Source organism: Lyngbya sp. CCAP 1446/10 (assembly GCF_026130175.1).
Lineage (GTDB): Bacteria > Cyanobacteriota > Cyanobacteriia > Cyanobacteriales > Microcoleaceae > Microcoleus.
Genome location: NZ_JAIGNI010000001.1, coordinates 88,216 through 100,530, shown reverse-complemented (window position 1 = coordinate 100,530; position 12,315 = coordinate 88,216). Strand labels below are relative to the sequence as shown.

General features: G+C 44.6%; 15 protein-coding genes and 1 tRNA gene. 11 read left to right on the top strand and 5 right to left on the bottom strand.

Annotated elements, in window-relative coordinates:
* The first annotated feature begins 7 nt into the window (after positions 1-7).
* From rpmE to K4039_RS00445, 5 genes are all read left to right on the top strand, one after another.
* Positions 8-304, top strand: coding sequence for a 50S ribosomal protein L31 (rpmE, locus tag K4039_RS00465; RefSeq protein ID WP_265233147.1), 297 nt, complete (start codon positions 8-10; stop codon positions 302-304).
* 208 nt (positions 305-512) lie between these two features.
* Complete coding sequence (prfA, locus tag K4039_RS00460) at positions 513-1,607, top strand: peptide chain release factor 1 (protein ID WP_265233146.1); 1,095 nt, start codon at positions 513-515, stop codon at positions 1,605-1,607.
* A gap of 309 nt (positions 1,608-1,916) precedes the next feature.
* Positions 1,917-2,285 carry a hypothetical protein gene (locus K4039_RS00455; protein WP_265233145.1) on the top strand — a complete coding sequence of 123 codons (369 nt, stop codon included), beginning with the start codon at positions 1,917-1,919 and terminating at the stop codon, positions 2,283-2,285.
* Positions 2,286-2,423: 138 nt separating this feature from the next.
* On the top strand, positions 2,424-3,842 hold the full coding sequence (locus tag K4039_RS00450) for a type II toxin-antitoxin system HicA family toxin (protein WP_265233144.1): 1,419 nt from the start codon (positions 2,424-2,426) through the stop codon (positions 3,840-3,842).
* A 46-nt stretch (positions 3,843-3,888) separates the two neighbouring features.
* The gene (locus K4039_RS00445) at positions 3,889-4,377 is read left to right on the top strand and encodes a hypothetical protein (RefSeq protein WP_265233143.1); all 489 of its coding nucleotides are present in this window, start codon (positions 3,889-3,891) and stop codon (positions 4,375-4,377) included.
* 33 nt (positions 4,378-4,410) lie between these two features.
* On the opposite strand, the gene K4039_RS00440 is transcribed toward K4039_RS00445, so the two are convergent.
* Positions 4,411-4,848, bottom strand: a complete 438-nt coding sequence (locus K4039_RS00440) for a hypothetical protein (RefSeq protein WP_265233142.1) — start codon at positions 4,846-4,848, stop codon at positions 4,411-4,413.
* Between the two features lie 136 nt (positions 4,849-4,984).
* Here K4039_RS00440 and K4039_RS00435 point away from each other — a divergent pair, with 136 nt between their 5' ends.
* The 5 genes from K4039_RS00435 to K4039_RS00415 all read left to right on the top strand — a co-directional run bounded on the left by K4039_RS00435 (position 4,985) and on the right by K4039_RS00415 (position 6,598).
* Positions 4,985-5,344, top strand: coding sequence for a helix-turn-helix domain-containing protein (locus K4039_RS00435; protein WP_265233141.1), 360 nt, complete (start codon positions 4,985-4,987; stop codon positions 5,342-5,344).
* Between the two features lie 62 nt (positions 5,345-5,406).
* Positions 5,407-5,760 (top strand): helix-turn-helix domain-containing protein, encoded by a 354-nt coding sequence (locus K4039_RS00430; RefSeq protein ID WP_265233140.1) that lies wholly within the window; start codon positions 5,407-5,409, stop codon positions 5,758-5,760.
* Between the two features lie 51 nt (positions 5,761-5,811).
* Positions 5,812-6,159 carry a helix-turn-helix domain-containing protein gene (locus tag K4039_RS00425; protein WP_265233139.1) on the top strand — a complete coding sequence of 116 codons (348 nt, stop codon included), beginning with the start codon at positions 5,812-5,814 and terminating at the stop codon, positions 6,157-6,159.
* A 59-nt stretch (positions 6,160-6,218) separates the two neighbouring features.
* Positions 6,219-6,395 carry a hypothetical protein gene (locus K4039_RS00420; protein ID WP_265233138.1) on the top strand — a complete coding sequence of 59 codons (177 nt, stop codon included), beginning with the start codon at positions 6,219-6,221 and terminating at the stop codon, positions 6,393-6,395.
* Entirely contained in the window at positions 6,392-6,598 is a 207-nt protein-coding gene (locus tag K4039_RS00415; protein WP_265233137.1) for a hypothetical protein, read from the top strand. Before K4039_RS00420 ends, K4039_RS00415 begins: the two co-directional genes overlap by 4 nt.
* 300 nt (positions 6,599-6,898) lie before the next feature.
* Here K4039_RS00415 and K4039_RS00410 read toward each other — a convergent pair.
* A tRNA-Glu gene (locus K4039_RS00410) sits at positions 6,899-6,971 on the bottom strand.
* A gap of 91 nt (positions 6,972-7,062) precedes the next feature.
* A complete protein-coding gene (locus tag K4039_RS00405) occupies positions 7,063-8,109 on the bottom strand; it encodes a M42 family metallopeptidase (RefSeq protein ID WP_265233136.1) in 1,047 nt (348 codons plus the stop codon).
* A 322-nt stretch (positions 8,110-8,431) separates the two neighbouring features.
* On the opposite strand from K4039_RS00405, the gene K4039_RS00400 reads away from it, so the two are divergent.
* Positions 8,432-9,178, top strand: a complete 747-nt coding sequence (locus tag K4039_RS00400) for an FkbM family methyltransferase (protein WP_265233135.1) — start codon at positions 8,432-8,434, stop codon at positions 9,176-9,178.
* A 174-nt stretch (positions 9,179-9,352) separates the two neighbouring features.
* Here K4039_RS00400 and K4039_RS00395 read toward each other — a convergent pair whose 3' ends face one another.
* Positions 9,353-10,387, bottom strand: coding sequence for a histidine kinase (locus K4039_RS00395; RefSeq protein ID WP_265233134.1), 1,035 nt, complete (start codon positions 10,385-10,387; stop codon positions 9,353-9,355).
* A gap of 489 nt (positions 10,388-10,876) precedes the next feature.
* Positions 10,877-12,277 carry an S-layer homology domain-containing protein gene (locus K4039_RS00390; RefSeq protein WP_265233133.1) on the bottom strand — a complete coding sequence of 467 codons (1,401 nt, stop codon included), beginning with the start codon at positions 12,275-12,277 and terminating at the stop codon, positions 10,877-10,879.
* Between the last annotated feature and the right edge of the window lie 38 nt (positions 12,278-12,315).

The following is a 12,315-nucleotide window of genomic DNA, read 5'->3' as shown; positions in this document are numbered from 1 at the left end:
AAAAAAAATGGCGAAAGCTGGCATTCACCCTGAGTGGTATCCCGAATCTCAGGTTTTTTGCAACGGGGAACACGTGATGACGGTTGGTTCGACTAGACCAAAGCTTCAAGTTGATGTTTGGTCGGGGAATCATCCTTTTTATACTGGCACTCAGAAGATTATTGATACTGAAGGTCGTGTGGAACGCTTTATGCGGAAATATGGCATGACAGATGTAGAAATGCCGCAGGCAGATGCTTCCTCTGGGCCTCTGAAAATGGAAGAAACCAAATCAGATGCTGCTAAAGGCAAAAAGAAGAAGTAGCCGGATTGTCAATTGTCCGCAGTTTGTTGAAAGTAGTTTTTGCTGACGACAACTTGCCACCCTCGGGTTTTAGATTTTAGATTGAAGAGTTGCAATGCGGCAGTTGAGTTCGATCGCGATTCTACTCCAACTGCTATTCAAATCTAAAGTCTAAAATCTAAAATCTAAAATCTAAAATCGATTGACAACTGACGGAGGACATTTGACAATGGCTGAATCTTATTTGCTGGATAAATTGAAGTCGGTGGAGCAAACTTTTCATGAGTTGACTCGCCGCATGGCTGACCCGGATGTGGCTAGGGACAATTATGAGTTTCAACGGGTGGCAAAAGCTCGATCGTCCTTGGAGGAAGTGGTAGATACTTTTGATCTGTGGAAAACGACTCAGGAAGATTTGGTGGGCGCGCGACAGGTGCTCAAGGAAGCTGCGGGCGATCGAGAAATGCAGCTTATGGCCGGGATGGAAGTTGAGGAACTTGAGTCGAAGCTGGAGAATTTGGAAAGTCGTTTGAAGGTGTTGCTGCTACCGCGCGATCCGAACGATGACAAGAATATTATGCTGGAAATTCGGGCGGGTACTGGCGGAGATGAGGCTAGTATTTGGGCGGGTGATTTGCTGCGGTTGTATTCGCGCTACGCTCAAACTGAAGGCTGGCAGGTGAAGTTGGTGAGCGAGTCACTGGCGGACATGGGCGGCTTTAAAGAGGTGATTCTGGAAATTACGGGCGATAGCGTTTATAGCAAGCTGAAGTTTGAGGCTGGGGTGCACCGGGTGCAGCGAGTGCCGATGACTGAGGCTAGTGGTCGGATTCATACTTCGACGGCGACGGTGGCTGTGATGCCGGAAGTTGATGATGTGGAGATTCATATCGATCCGAAGGATATTGAGATGAGTACGGCTCGATCGGGCGGTGCTGGCGGCCAAAATGTGAACAAGGTGGAAACTGCTGCGGATTTGTTTCACAAGCCGACGGGTATTCGGATTTTCTGTACTGAGGAGCGCAGTCAGTTGCAGAATAAGGAGCGGGCGATGCAGATTTTGCGCGCGAAGCTCTATGACATTAAGTTGCGGGAGCAGCAGGATGAGGTGAAGTCGCGGCGTTTGGCTCAGGTTGGTACTGGTTCGCGATCGGAGAAGATTCGCACTTACAACTATAAGGATAATCGGGCTACTGACCACCGTTTGGGGGAGAATTTCTCGCTCAATAGTGTTTTGGAAGGGGATATTGAGGAGATTATTCAGACTTGCATTTCTCAGGATCAGCAGGATCGTTTGGCTGAGTTGGCTGCTTCTATTAATTGATGGAGCGATGGAAGGCACATCTTGGGGTGTGCCTTTGTTCTGTGATGGCTCGGCGGATGTGGTGGAGTAGGGTGTCCAAAATTTGGTTGGCGATGCCTACGGCTGGCTATGACTACGCGATCAGATAGTTGAAATGTTCGAGGTCGTATTGTACAACTTCTTCTAGTGCTTGTAAGGTTTGCTGGTTTCGGCGGGTTTTTATCGCTGCGATCGCCTCTTGTTGCCAACGGGCAAATAATCTGTAGCTGAAGTTATATTAGATATAGCCTTTCTCAGATTCATTTGGCTGTTTACCTTATGAAGCACATTATGAAGCAAAAACTTCCCCGGATCAACCCGACTACGCTGATTAAGAGTTTGGGTCGATTTACCCTGATCGCGACATTTTCTTTGGGTCTGGCGACTTTAAAAAACTGGGAACATTATAAAAAATATTGGCATGGCACAATTTTTGCTGTGCAAACAGTTGATTTCAATATGTTATCTCATACTTTGCCAGGAAAACTATTCTATACCTTATTGCAAGGAAATATAGAAGAATTACAACGAACTTTAGACAGTAACTATGGATTATTTGGACTGATTGTTACTGATTGCAAAATGGCTGCCAAAGATTGCCTATCCGAGCAAATTCTTTATCAATCCAAATCTTCTTTTAGGTGGACAAAGGAAATTTAATTAGCAACTTTATCAAATCATCCATACGACTTACTACAAAGTCCACCTCCGCTGCAAGCAGAGCGGCAATATGCTAAACCTCGTGATATTAAACCCATCCCTACTGGTAGAGTTAACTCAGGAGAAATAATCGGTCGTGTGTACTATGTCCGGGGAGTACCGCCGACATTTATTGAAGATTCTAATAATTGGATTAAAGATCCATTTAAAGTAACAGGTTCCCGGAGTCTTTACACATCGACAGTTGCTTTATTTTTCGTTAGTGGTTTGAGCGCGTGGATAATTATTGAGGTGGTTTTATCTGCCAAACGGAATGAGCAGCGTCTTGCACAGCAACAACAGGAACAATTGCAACGGGAAATTCAACAGATTAAGCGGCAATTAGAAGATAAAAACCAGCAAACTATCGAATTAATTAAGCAGCGAGAGAGAGGTCTTGCTGAACTGGAATCTGATCGGCAAAAACAGGAGCAAAATAAGAGAGAACTGGAAAATCAAATTGCATATTATGAAAGCGAACTGGCTTTTAAAGAACAACAACAGCAAGAAACTGCTCAAACTTTAGAATACTTGCAATTACTACGGCAAAAGTTGCAAGAAACGTCTCAGCGAGAATCTGAAGTAAAGCAGGAAATTAAGCTGCAATTAGAAGAAAAAAACCAGCAAACTATCGAATTAATTGACCAGCGAGATAGAGGTCTTGCTGAACTGGAATCTTACCGGCAAGAACAGGAGCAAAATAAGAGAGAACTGGAAAATCAAATTGCATCTTATGAAAGCGAACTGGCTTTTAAAGAACAGCAACAGCAAAAAGCTGCTCAAACTTCAAAAGAATTGCAATTACTACGGCAAAAGTTGCAAAAAACGTCTCAGCGAGAATCTAAAGCAAAGCAGCAGAGTGAAGAACTCAATCAGAAAATAGTTGATTTGAAGCGCGATCTAGATTTAAGACAACAGCAATCTCGTCAGCTAGAGCAACAGTTAGAAGAAATACCTAATATTAATGAACTCACCGCCGCACTAGAAGGAGCTAGGGCAGAATTAGATCGGAGTAAGGAACAGTCAAGAGATGGGGAAAATTATTATGTGGAAGAAATTGATAGGTTAGAAAAAGAAAAAGTCCAGCTAAACAGCGAAAAAGTCCAGTTAAACAGCGAATTAGATACATCTAAAAGCAGAACTCAGTTCTTAGAAGATCGAAAGAGGCAGTTAAAAAGGCAACTCAGTGCAGCCCAAGAGAACACTCAAACATTAGAAAATACTATTGAACATCTAAACGTTCAGCTTCAAAATCTGTCGCAAAATTCCCATTCAGGTATACCTTGGAATCAATTGCCAAGAATTTCAGGCAGAAGAGCTATCGGGTCTTTAGAACGTTTGGGATTCATCAGGCAAGATAGGGGGGGTGGCAGTCACGTTGTTCTCAAACGGGTTCGGGTTGTACAGCAAATAGATAGTTGTAATGTGCCACTCCATGATGAATTAGCTTCTGGGACATTAGCTAATATTCTTGGCCAAGCAAATGTCACCCTAGAGGAGTTTAAAAATAATTTATGACCATGTTGAATCTGAAAAAATTAATTTTAATGGAGTTTAATAGAAAATGAAATTTAGGGTACTCGAAACACTAATTGCTAGTTCTATTCTTTTATCAATTTCATCCTTGTCATCTGCTCAAAGTAATCAACAAGGTTCTACAATTCTGCCCACAGGAACTTACTACTCTCAAGGAACCATGTTCAATAATTCCCGAAGAGAAATTGCACATAAAAACAATAGAATCTGTATTAAGATTGTCAAGGGCCCTGCAAATCCTTACAAGGGAGTGGAAGATATCACAATTAGCAGCGTGTCTTTTCAAAAGGGGAAATTCTATATTGATGCTACCGGAGAAGAGTTAATCTTAGAAAAAAATGGAAAAGTAATAAATAGTGGTCGTGGTGGTGTATGGGAGTATAGAGGCACCTCACCAGATCCCAGGAGTCAGCCTATACAGGCTCAAAAAATGGCAGAGTGTGTAGCGGCTCAAGGACGATATGTACAGAAGATGCAAGGAATATCTATTTCAGGAATTGATTTTCCCAAGCATTAACCATGATCAACATAGGTGGGGGTTAATGGGGGACTAGGCGCAAGCTAGGCTGAGCCTTTGTTCTGTGATGACTTGGCGGATGTGGTTGAGTAGGGTGTCCCAAATTGCGTCGGCGCTCTGGACGGGATATTTGAAATGTTCGAGGTCGTATTGTACAATGATTTCTAGGGGCGCTAGGGTTTGCTGGTTTCTACAACTGGCGATCGCTGCGATCGTCTCTTTCTCCCATCTGGCAAATAGTCTGTAGCTGAAAAAGGAACTGCATTTTTGCCCTTTCTTGTTCAGATAAACGACTATTACTTGATGTTGTTTGGGGTAGACTTTGACTATGCGGTTGACGGGCATTTTCAGGGCTTCGGCGGCTTCCGTTTTGGAAATTTGCCAGCACTGGGGTTTGAGCCAACCGGAGGCGGTGAGGCTTTGACGGTTGCGACGTGAGTTGTGGGTGTTTTGGCTGCGTCTTTTGGTCATTTTTGCTTCCCCTGAATTTATACAAATAGAATTATTATCACAAATCTATTTACAGATTAACAGGTAAAATTTTTGCTGTCAAGCAAGAAAGACAATTTTTTTGGTAGATAAGTAAACTAGGAGTTGTGTTGATCTGGTGACTAATACTGTGGACGCAGAAGCTAGGAAAAAACTGGTTGAGGTTGTGAAGCTAGCCCGTGGCTCCATGAGTTTTAGCGCTTTTGGTAGGCTATTGGGAGTCTCTGGGTCTGCTGTTCAGTATTGGGAGAAGGGACAGGTACTCCCGGATACGAAAAATTTGACTCAGATTGCAGCAAGAGCGGGCTTTACAATGGAAGAATTGATGGCCCATCTCGAAGGCAAGCCAATGCCGGAACCTGTCAATACCAACGACCTGCTTAAGAAAATTCAATGTATGCCGATTAGTGAGTTAGCCGTGGTTGTTCGAGCCGGTGTGGAGCGGTTGGCTGCTGCTGCTGAGGTTTCTGGGAATTAGGGCTGGAGTCCAAGTCAATTGGGCGGTAAACTGGGAGTTCTGTTTATCTGGTGACGGCAGTTGTGAACGCAGAAGCTAAGAAAAAATTAATCGAGATTGTCAAACTAGCTCGCGGTTCTATGAGTCAGCGTGGATTTGGCAAGCTTCTTGGGGTATCTGCGACTGCGGTTCAGTTGTGGGAAAAAGGTCAGAGTATCCCAGATACAGAAAATTTGGCTCAGATTGCCGTGAGGGCAGGGTTTACACTTGAAGAGTTGCTTGCTCATCTGGAAGGCAAGCCCATGCGTGAGCCCGTAGATACTAACGATCTGCTGAAAAAAATTCAATGTATACCTATCAGTGAGTTAGCCGTGGTTGGTAGAGCGGTGATGGATAGACTCGCGGCTGCGGCTGAGTCGTCTGGAAAATATAGTTGATGTATCAGTTGGCAAGTAGACTGGTAGAGACGGTTGAGTAACCTTTGAGCCGTGAATATCGAAAATAGACAAAAACTTAGTGAAATTATCAGAAAAGCGCGCGGAACAATGAGTCAGCGAGCGTTTGGTAAGCTTTTGGGCGTTTCCGCTACTGCTGTTCAGCTTTGGGAAAGAGGCGATACGGTTCCCGATACGGACAACTTGGCTAAGCTCGCTGCGAGATCGGGTTATACGCTGGAAGAATTTCTGAGATTGTTGGATGGCAAGGCAGTTTCAGAAGCTCCAGAAATCAACGATATTGTCGAAAAAATCCAGTTTTTGCCTCTGGGTCAAGTGGCGCTAATTGGCAGAGCTGTGGCGGATAGATTCGCGGCGGCGGCTGAGGTTTCTGGGGATTAAGCACTTCTCTCCTCACTTCTTCCCCACGTTGTCTTATTGCCTGCAAAAAGGCTGTTGAAGTGCGATCGCCTTTTCGTCAATTCCCAACCAACACAAAACACGCGCGGCTAAGCTATCCCGTAGGGAATCGCACTGAGGACGATCGCCCGATCGAACTATCAGTCATGATTGGGCAAGTCCTCAACCAATCCGATATACTGAGATACGACCCGAAGGATTTTGGACTTACCCTATGATAAAGACACTTTGGGCGATCGTTCGCCAAGGCAAAATTGAATTGTTGGAAGCAGCCAAAATTCCCGAAGGTGCAAGGATTCTGGTAACATTCCTGCCTGATGATGAATCTGAATTTTGGCTTCAGACAAGCCGAGTATCCCTAGATGAAATTTGGGATAATACCGAGGATGATGTTTATGCCCAGCTACTCCAAAGCAGTTAAAACAATCCTTACGATATTGGTTGTAACTGTGAATAATTATACCGCACGTTAGGCGATCGCCCGAACGCAAGTCACAAGTCTCCAAGCATAAAAAGAATTAGAAAGTGCGATCGCTTTTTCAAAGGTACGGGTAAATATCCGAAGTTTAAGAAAAAGTTTCAACAGAATTCATTAATTATCCAACATGGGAGGAGCTTGAAGCCGATCGCCAAAACAAAAATGATACCTAGCGTGTGGGTTGGGCTTGTTGCCTTTACCAGTTGCTAGATATCATTTTGATATCAAAATTGTATTTTTCAATACCCCCAGGGGAATTCGAATCCCCGTCGCATCCGTGAAAGGGATGTGTCCTAGGCCTCTAGACGATGGGGGCGCGTTTTGCGTTGCGTTTGCTTGTGTTCCGCACCTTTATTACCTTAACTAATCTTTCTGAATTTGTCAACTACTTTGCGAAAGTTTTTTTTCTAGTCATCCGAAAGCTGCTCACAGTAGGCTTTGAGGATGGCGGCGCAGTTGCCGATCGCCCCCAAGTGAGCAATCTCAAAGCCGTGGGTGTTCTGCGTGGGGAAAGCCAAACAAGCGGCGCGGGCTACATGGCCGAACTTCATGGCGATCGAAGCATCGCTCCCAAAACCGCTAATCACAGCCAACTGCACCTGTTTGCTGGCTGCTGTGGCTGCGGCGCGCAATTGGGCGTTCAATCCTTCATCGTAGACTCCGTAGCCGTCCTGAACCAGCAAAACCGGGTTTTCGCCGTCGTCGATCGGGTATTCCGCAGCCAGAGGGCAAATTTCCAAAGCAATCAGCGCCTCCAAAGGCTGGCGCTGCGTGAAATACAAAGCTCCGATCGCCCCAACCTCCTCCTTCGCCGAAGCCACCAAATAAACATTCACCGCAGGCTCTGTCAAACATTCCGCCAGAGCCAGCAAAATCGCCACTGAAGCCTTGTTGTCCAGGGTGTAGCTTGCGATCCAATCTTTCAACCGCAGCGGGCGCTTGCGGTGCTTTCCCACCACCATCCGCGTGCCCGATCGAATTCCGGCCTCGGCCAATTCCTCGGCGGTACACTTGGTTTCAATCCAGGCATTTTCCCACTTGACAGCAGCATCTTCCTGCTGAGCTTTTTGAGGAGATTCGTGAGAAACGTGGCGACTCCCGAAGCTGAGAATGCCGCTAATTGTTTGCTTGTCTCCCAACAAATCGACAACACCTTCGCCATAAACCCAAGGAAAGGCGCCGCCCAACCTGCGAACTTCAACGCGGCCACGATCGCCTATGGTTTTAACTAGGGCGCCAATTTCGTCTTTGTGGGCGGTAATGGCGATCGACTTTTCGGGATTGCGGCCTTTAATTAGGGCGATCGCATTATCCGCGCGATCGATCCAAGCATTCACTCCCAGGGCTGCGAATTTTTCCATCAACCGCTGGTTAATTTCCGACTCCGCACCGCTGGGTGAGTGTAGCATGACTAACTCTTCGATTGTTTGGAATAGGCGATCGAACTCTAACATTTTTGATTCTCGTCTTTTCGAGCGTATTTTGACATATTTTAAAGCAGATTTATTCTGTCTAGCAATCCTATTTTCTGAAGTGAACCCGATTTTTTTTTATTAACAACAGAGACCGCAGAGGGATGTTTAAACATTGACACACCTTCGCCACCAAAGAAACTGGGTTTCCGATACCTTTGCGCGCTGACCTCATAAACCGGGTTTCTTGCGATTCTTCTCGTCACCAAACCTAAAATTCGTAGAAACCAGGTTTTTCGTCCCTAGGTCAAATATAGTCCGAAATATTGTTATCATAAACTTGAAAAAATATTAATTTCTTTCTATGTTTTTCCATAAACTTCAGCAACTGATGCAGCGCAAAATTAGAGCAAAAAAGTTAGGCATAGAATTTAACAGAGTTGCTAGCTTTCAATTACCCGATAATTTGCTTGTCCAAGGAAAGCGTCATCAAGTCAACGTGCCTTCAGAGAAAGGTATGGACGGAGAATTTATAGAAGTGCTTTTAGACGACTGCTACGGAGTCGAACAATTATCTCAATCGCTGAGGACAATTATTGATGTTGGAGCGAATGTCGGGTTATTTCCGATTGCGGCGAGGAATAGGTTTCCCCAGGCGGTGATTCACGCCTACGAAGCTAATCCCAACTTAGAAATTTACCTCAAACATCAATCTGAAATCGCAAATTTTACGTATTTTATGGAAGCTTTAGGAGACCGAGATGGTAAAGTAGTGCTGGATATTCGGGAAGTATCGGGAAAAACGCGATCGACTGTCAGCGAAAACGGCGACATACCGATGGTATCGTTGAAAAGGGCGATCGAGCGAATGGGCGGCAGCGTCGATTTAGCCAAAGTAGACTGCGAAGGTGCAGAATGGCTGTTATTGGAAGACCGAGATTCTTGGCAACTCGTGCAAAACCTGTCTTTAGAATATCACTTGTGGTCTGGTCACACTCACGCCGAAACCCGACAAATTATTGAAAATTTAGGATTTGAGGTCAGAAAACAAATACCAATAGATAAATGGTACGGCTTAATCTTAGCATCCCGAACCCACAACCCTCAATAATATAGCAGAAGGAAGAAGCAAGAAGGAAGAAGCAAGAAGGAAGAATAAGGAAGAAGGAAGAAGGAAGAAGCAAGAAGAAAGAATAAGGAAGAAGGTTTGTAGTGAGGACTTCAGTCCTCCAAGTTTTAGAATGACTGATGTCCTCACTACGAACCAATTTTAACAGGAGTTGGGTTAAATCTGTTCTTCACCTTGATTGAAATGGTGAATTCCTTGATTTTTCTCGACGTGCGCAATAGTATCTTCGGGAATATTGAGGATACCTGTGGATGGTTCTTGACTTTGTGGCAAAGCTTGTTCCTTGTTTTTGCGATCGGCAATTTCGCGCTGCAACTTATCAATTATTTGTTGAAAACGAGCTGCTTGCTTGAGCATTTCCTGTTCAGAAAAATCTAGCAATTGAATCAGGTTAGCAACCTGATGTTCAAGTAATTGATTTTCATAAACATTGTGAGATTGTACAATGTTTTCCGATGTTTTTGAACAAGTGAAAATATCTTTTTCGTCGAAAAGAGACAGGGCTGTTTTGACACTAAGTGCCAAATGTTTAAACAGTTGGGCTGTGCTTGCAGGAATTTTTACTTTGATAAAAATGACTACAATAAACAAACTTCCCGACTCTAGCAGTCCCCCAAATGCCAAGACAGACTTGACTCCGTAGGGAATAATTAAGGAATCTTGTTCGGGAATAAAAGGGCTGCCTTTTGCCTCGGATACGTGAAAAATATTTAATACTGCGGGTTCTAATTGCCGGAATCTTTCTGGCTCAATTCCGATCACTGTAGGAATGTCTAAACCGAACTGTTTGATTGTTTCTGAAATCGCAGGCATTTTATCTACTAATTCGGTACTAACTAATGGAATAGCTATATTTTCTGCTGCTGTGTGCCGAGAATTCCAGTGCGGGTCTGCGCCTGCTGCTGCTAACAAAGTCCAGCATTTCATGTCGGCTGCTGGGGATTTGCCGTTCATTAAGCGGCGGGCGGATTGTTGCAATGAGTCTTCTAATTCCCCGTAGGGATGAGTCTTGAACAAACGCACCAAAACACAGCTATTTTCTCCTGTTTGTGAATCGCAAAAATGTTGGTAAATATACTTGACAATTTTCTCGCTGCTGGCTTCCATACTAGCAGAATTTCTACCGAACTGGCGCAGGACTAAACTGCATTTCGCGATGTCTTGCGGGGTAAATAGGCTAATATCGTACATTGAAAAACGCTCTCCCAGACTCAAACACTCTTTTTCATTTATCCTTAAGTCCGTTACCCCATCCGGAATCATACTGAGAGTTTTGAAAAGTGTTGGTTAAAATATGTACAAAATTGGTCAGGAAAATGCAGCGATTGTGCGGAATAATACAGAAATTAAGACTAGGTAATAGAAAAAATCTATCGCTTAGGAGCGCCTTGGCGGACACAGAGGCTGGTGTATGGTGTTTGAAAGGATTTTTGACGCTGACTCGCGCAGAGAAATTTAAGAAACGGGACTTTTCTACTACTATCCCTCGGCTGTTACGGCGAGTTTTCGTGCGTCGAACTAGGTTTCTGGGTAATATCGTTTCCGGTAGCATCGGTATTATTCAATTCTTGATCAGGTGCGTGAGTGTAAATAGTCTCATGCGTGTGGATTTAATGATTTCTAGTTCTCACGCACCCTACAAATAAATAGTTCCGATGCTGTTTACCGCCCCAAACAACTTTACTGGGCTGGTTGAGATTTGGCTTGGAGAGCATCTTCAGCCGACAATCCCTGATCTTGAATGCCAAAATACCACAAACTAGCAGCAGCTTCGGCGCGAGTCACGGATTTCTTGGGCTGAAACAGAGTTGTAAAACCAAAAACGCGACGAATATTCGCCAAGTCTCCATTGTTAAAATCAGCTAAAACTGCCCGCGACGACTGGGAATCAATCTTAGAAGCATCTTGAAAACCCCATTTTTCTTTCACTCCCTCAATGTTTGCTGTGGGTAAAAGTTGACGAGTATCTAATGGTACTTTCCAGAGAATCATTGTTTCGCGGGTTAAAGGTGCATCGGGACGAAATTTCAGATCTTTCGTTTCTCCAGAAAGCGAACTCGGAATTAAACCGGCTTCTGCTAAACCTTGAATTGCTGAAAAATCTGGGTCTGTTTTGGGTATGTCGGAAAATGCCGGTTCGCTAGATTCTACTGCTAATCTAATTTGTTTGGCTTGACGGCTGGTATAAATCTGATTGTTTGCTGCTACTAACCAGCGGGCGTATTCGCGGCGGGTGACAATTTTGTTGGGTTCGGGTAAAGTGTTGTCAGTTTCTAAATTAGCACCGCTTTTTAATCGCACTTTCAGCACTTCCAACTGAGCCAAATCTGCCACATACTGCTGCAACTGTTGAGGAATTTTGGTGTCTAGCTGGCTAACTTTTGCTGATTTGGGCGAAGGAGATGGCGTGGGAGTAGTTCCCTCTGAATTCGATGGAGTTGGTGAAGCGGTTGGAGATGCGGTAGACTCGGAATTGTCAGGTTGGGGACTGGCTGCAATTTCTGGGCTGTCTTTGCTATAGTCGATCGCAAATTCTGTAGAACCCCCTACTTTTTGAGTCGGAGAAAGCGACACTGTTACCCGCAATTTATCTCTGGTTGCTACCAAAGAACCTTGTCCTTCGGTGGTTGGGCGGCTGACTATTTGCCAATTGCGCCGTCCAAACTCTGTCTGATAAAAGTTTTGAACCGAATTAACCGGATCTGTGCTTTCCCAACGCAGCCGCACATTTTTTGGCGAAGCATCGGTTGGCGCACCAACTTCGACCAACTGAGCATTAGGATAGAGTGGAATTTCTGTCGGGAAATCGTCCGGGAGTCTGGCGGTTGTGCTGGTTTCAACTGCTGTCGCTGGTGACGGGGAAGATAAAACCGCTGGATTTTGTTGTAATTTGGGATCGGCGGCTATGGATTCTTCGAGGGCTTTACTGTTGGGGCTGTTTGCGCAAGCTGTGACAGCAGCCAGCAGACACATAGCTAGCCAAGTATTTACAGCAGCGAGTATATTAGTTTTATTGGTTTTACTGGTTTTAGCTTGCCCCATCGAGTTGCGTTGCCGTTGAGTAAATATAGTATTCAGCATAAATCCCTCGTTTGCGGATATATTTCTAGGCTAGCGCA

What these genes read in the sequence shown, in the direction of transcription:
- rpmE (WP_265233147.1), top strand. Translation starts at nt 8, where the DNA reads ATGGCGAAAGCTGGCATTCACCCTGAGTGGTATCCCGAATCTCAGGTT.
- prfA (WP_265233146.1), top strand. Translation starts at nt 513, where the DNA reads ATGGCTGAATCTTATTTGCTGGATAAATTGAAGTCGGTGGAGCAAACT.
- K4039_RS00455 (WP_265233145.1), top strand. Translation starts at nt 1,917, where the DNA reads ATGAAGCAAAAACTTCCCCGGATCAACCCGACTACGCTGATTAAGAGT.
- K4039_RS00445 (WP_265233143.1), top strand. Translation starts at nt 3,889, where the DNA reads ATGAAATTTAGGGTACTCGAAACACTAATTGCTAGTTCTATTCTTTTA.
- K4039_RS00440 (WP_265233142.1), bottom strand. Translation starts at nt 4,848, where the DNA reads ATGACCAAAAGACGCAGCCAAAACACCCACAACTCACGTCGCAACCGT.
- K4039_RS00415 (WP_265233137.1), top strand. Translation starts at nt 6,392, where the DNA reads ATGATAAAGACACTTTGGGCGATCGTTCGCCAAGGCAAAATTGAATTG.
- K4039_RS00405 (WP_265233136.1), bottom strand. Translation starts at nt 8,109, where the DNA reads ATGTTAGAGTTCGATCGCCTATTCCAAACAATCGAAGAGTTAGTCATG.
- K4039_RS00400 (WP_265233135.1), top strand. Translation starts at nt 8,432, where the DNA reads ATGTTTTTCCATAAACTTCAGCAACTGATGCAGCGCAAAATTAGAGCA.
- K4039_RS00395 (WP_265233134.1), bottom strand. Translation starts at nt 10,387, where the DNA reads ATGTACGATATTAGCCTATTTACCCCGCAAGACATCGCGAAATGCAGT.
- K4039_RS00390 (WP_265233133.1), bottom strand. Translation starts at nt 12,277, where the DNA reads ATGCTGAATACTATATTTACTCAACGGCAACGCAACTCGATGGGGCAA.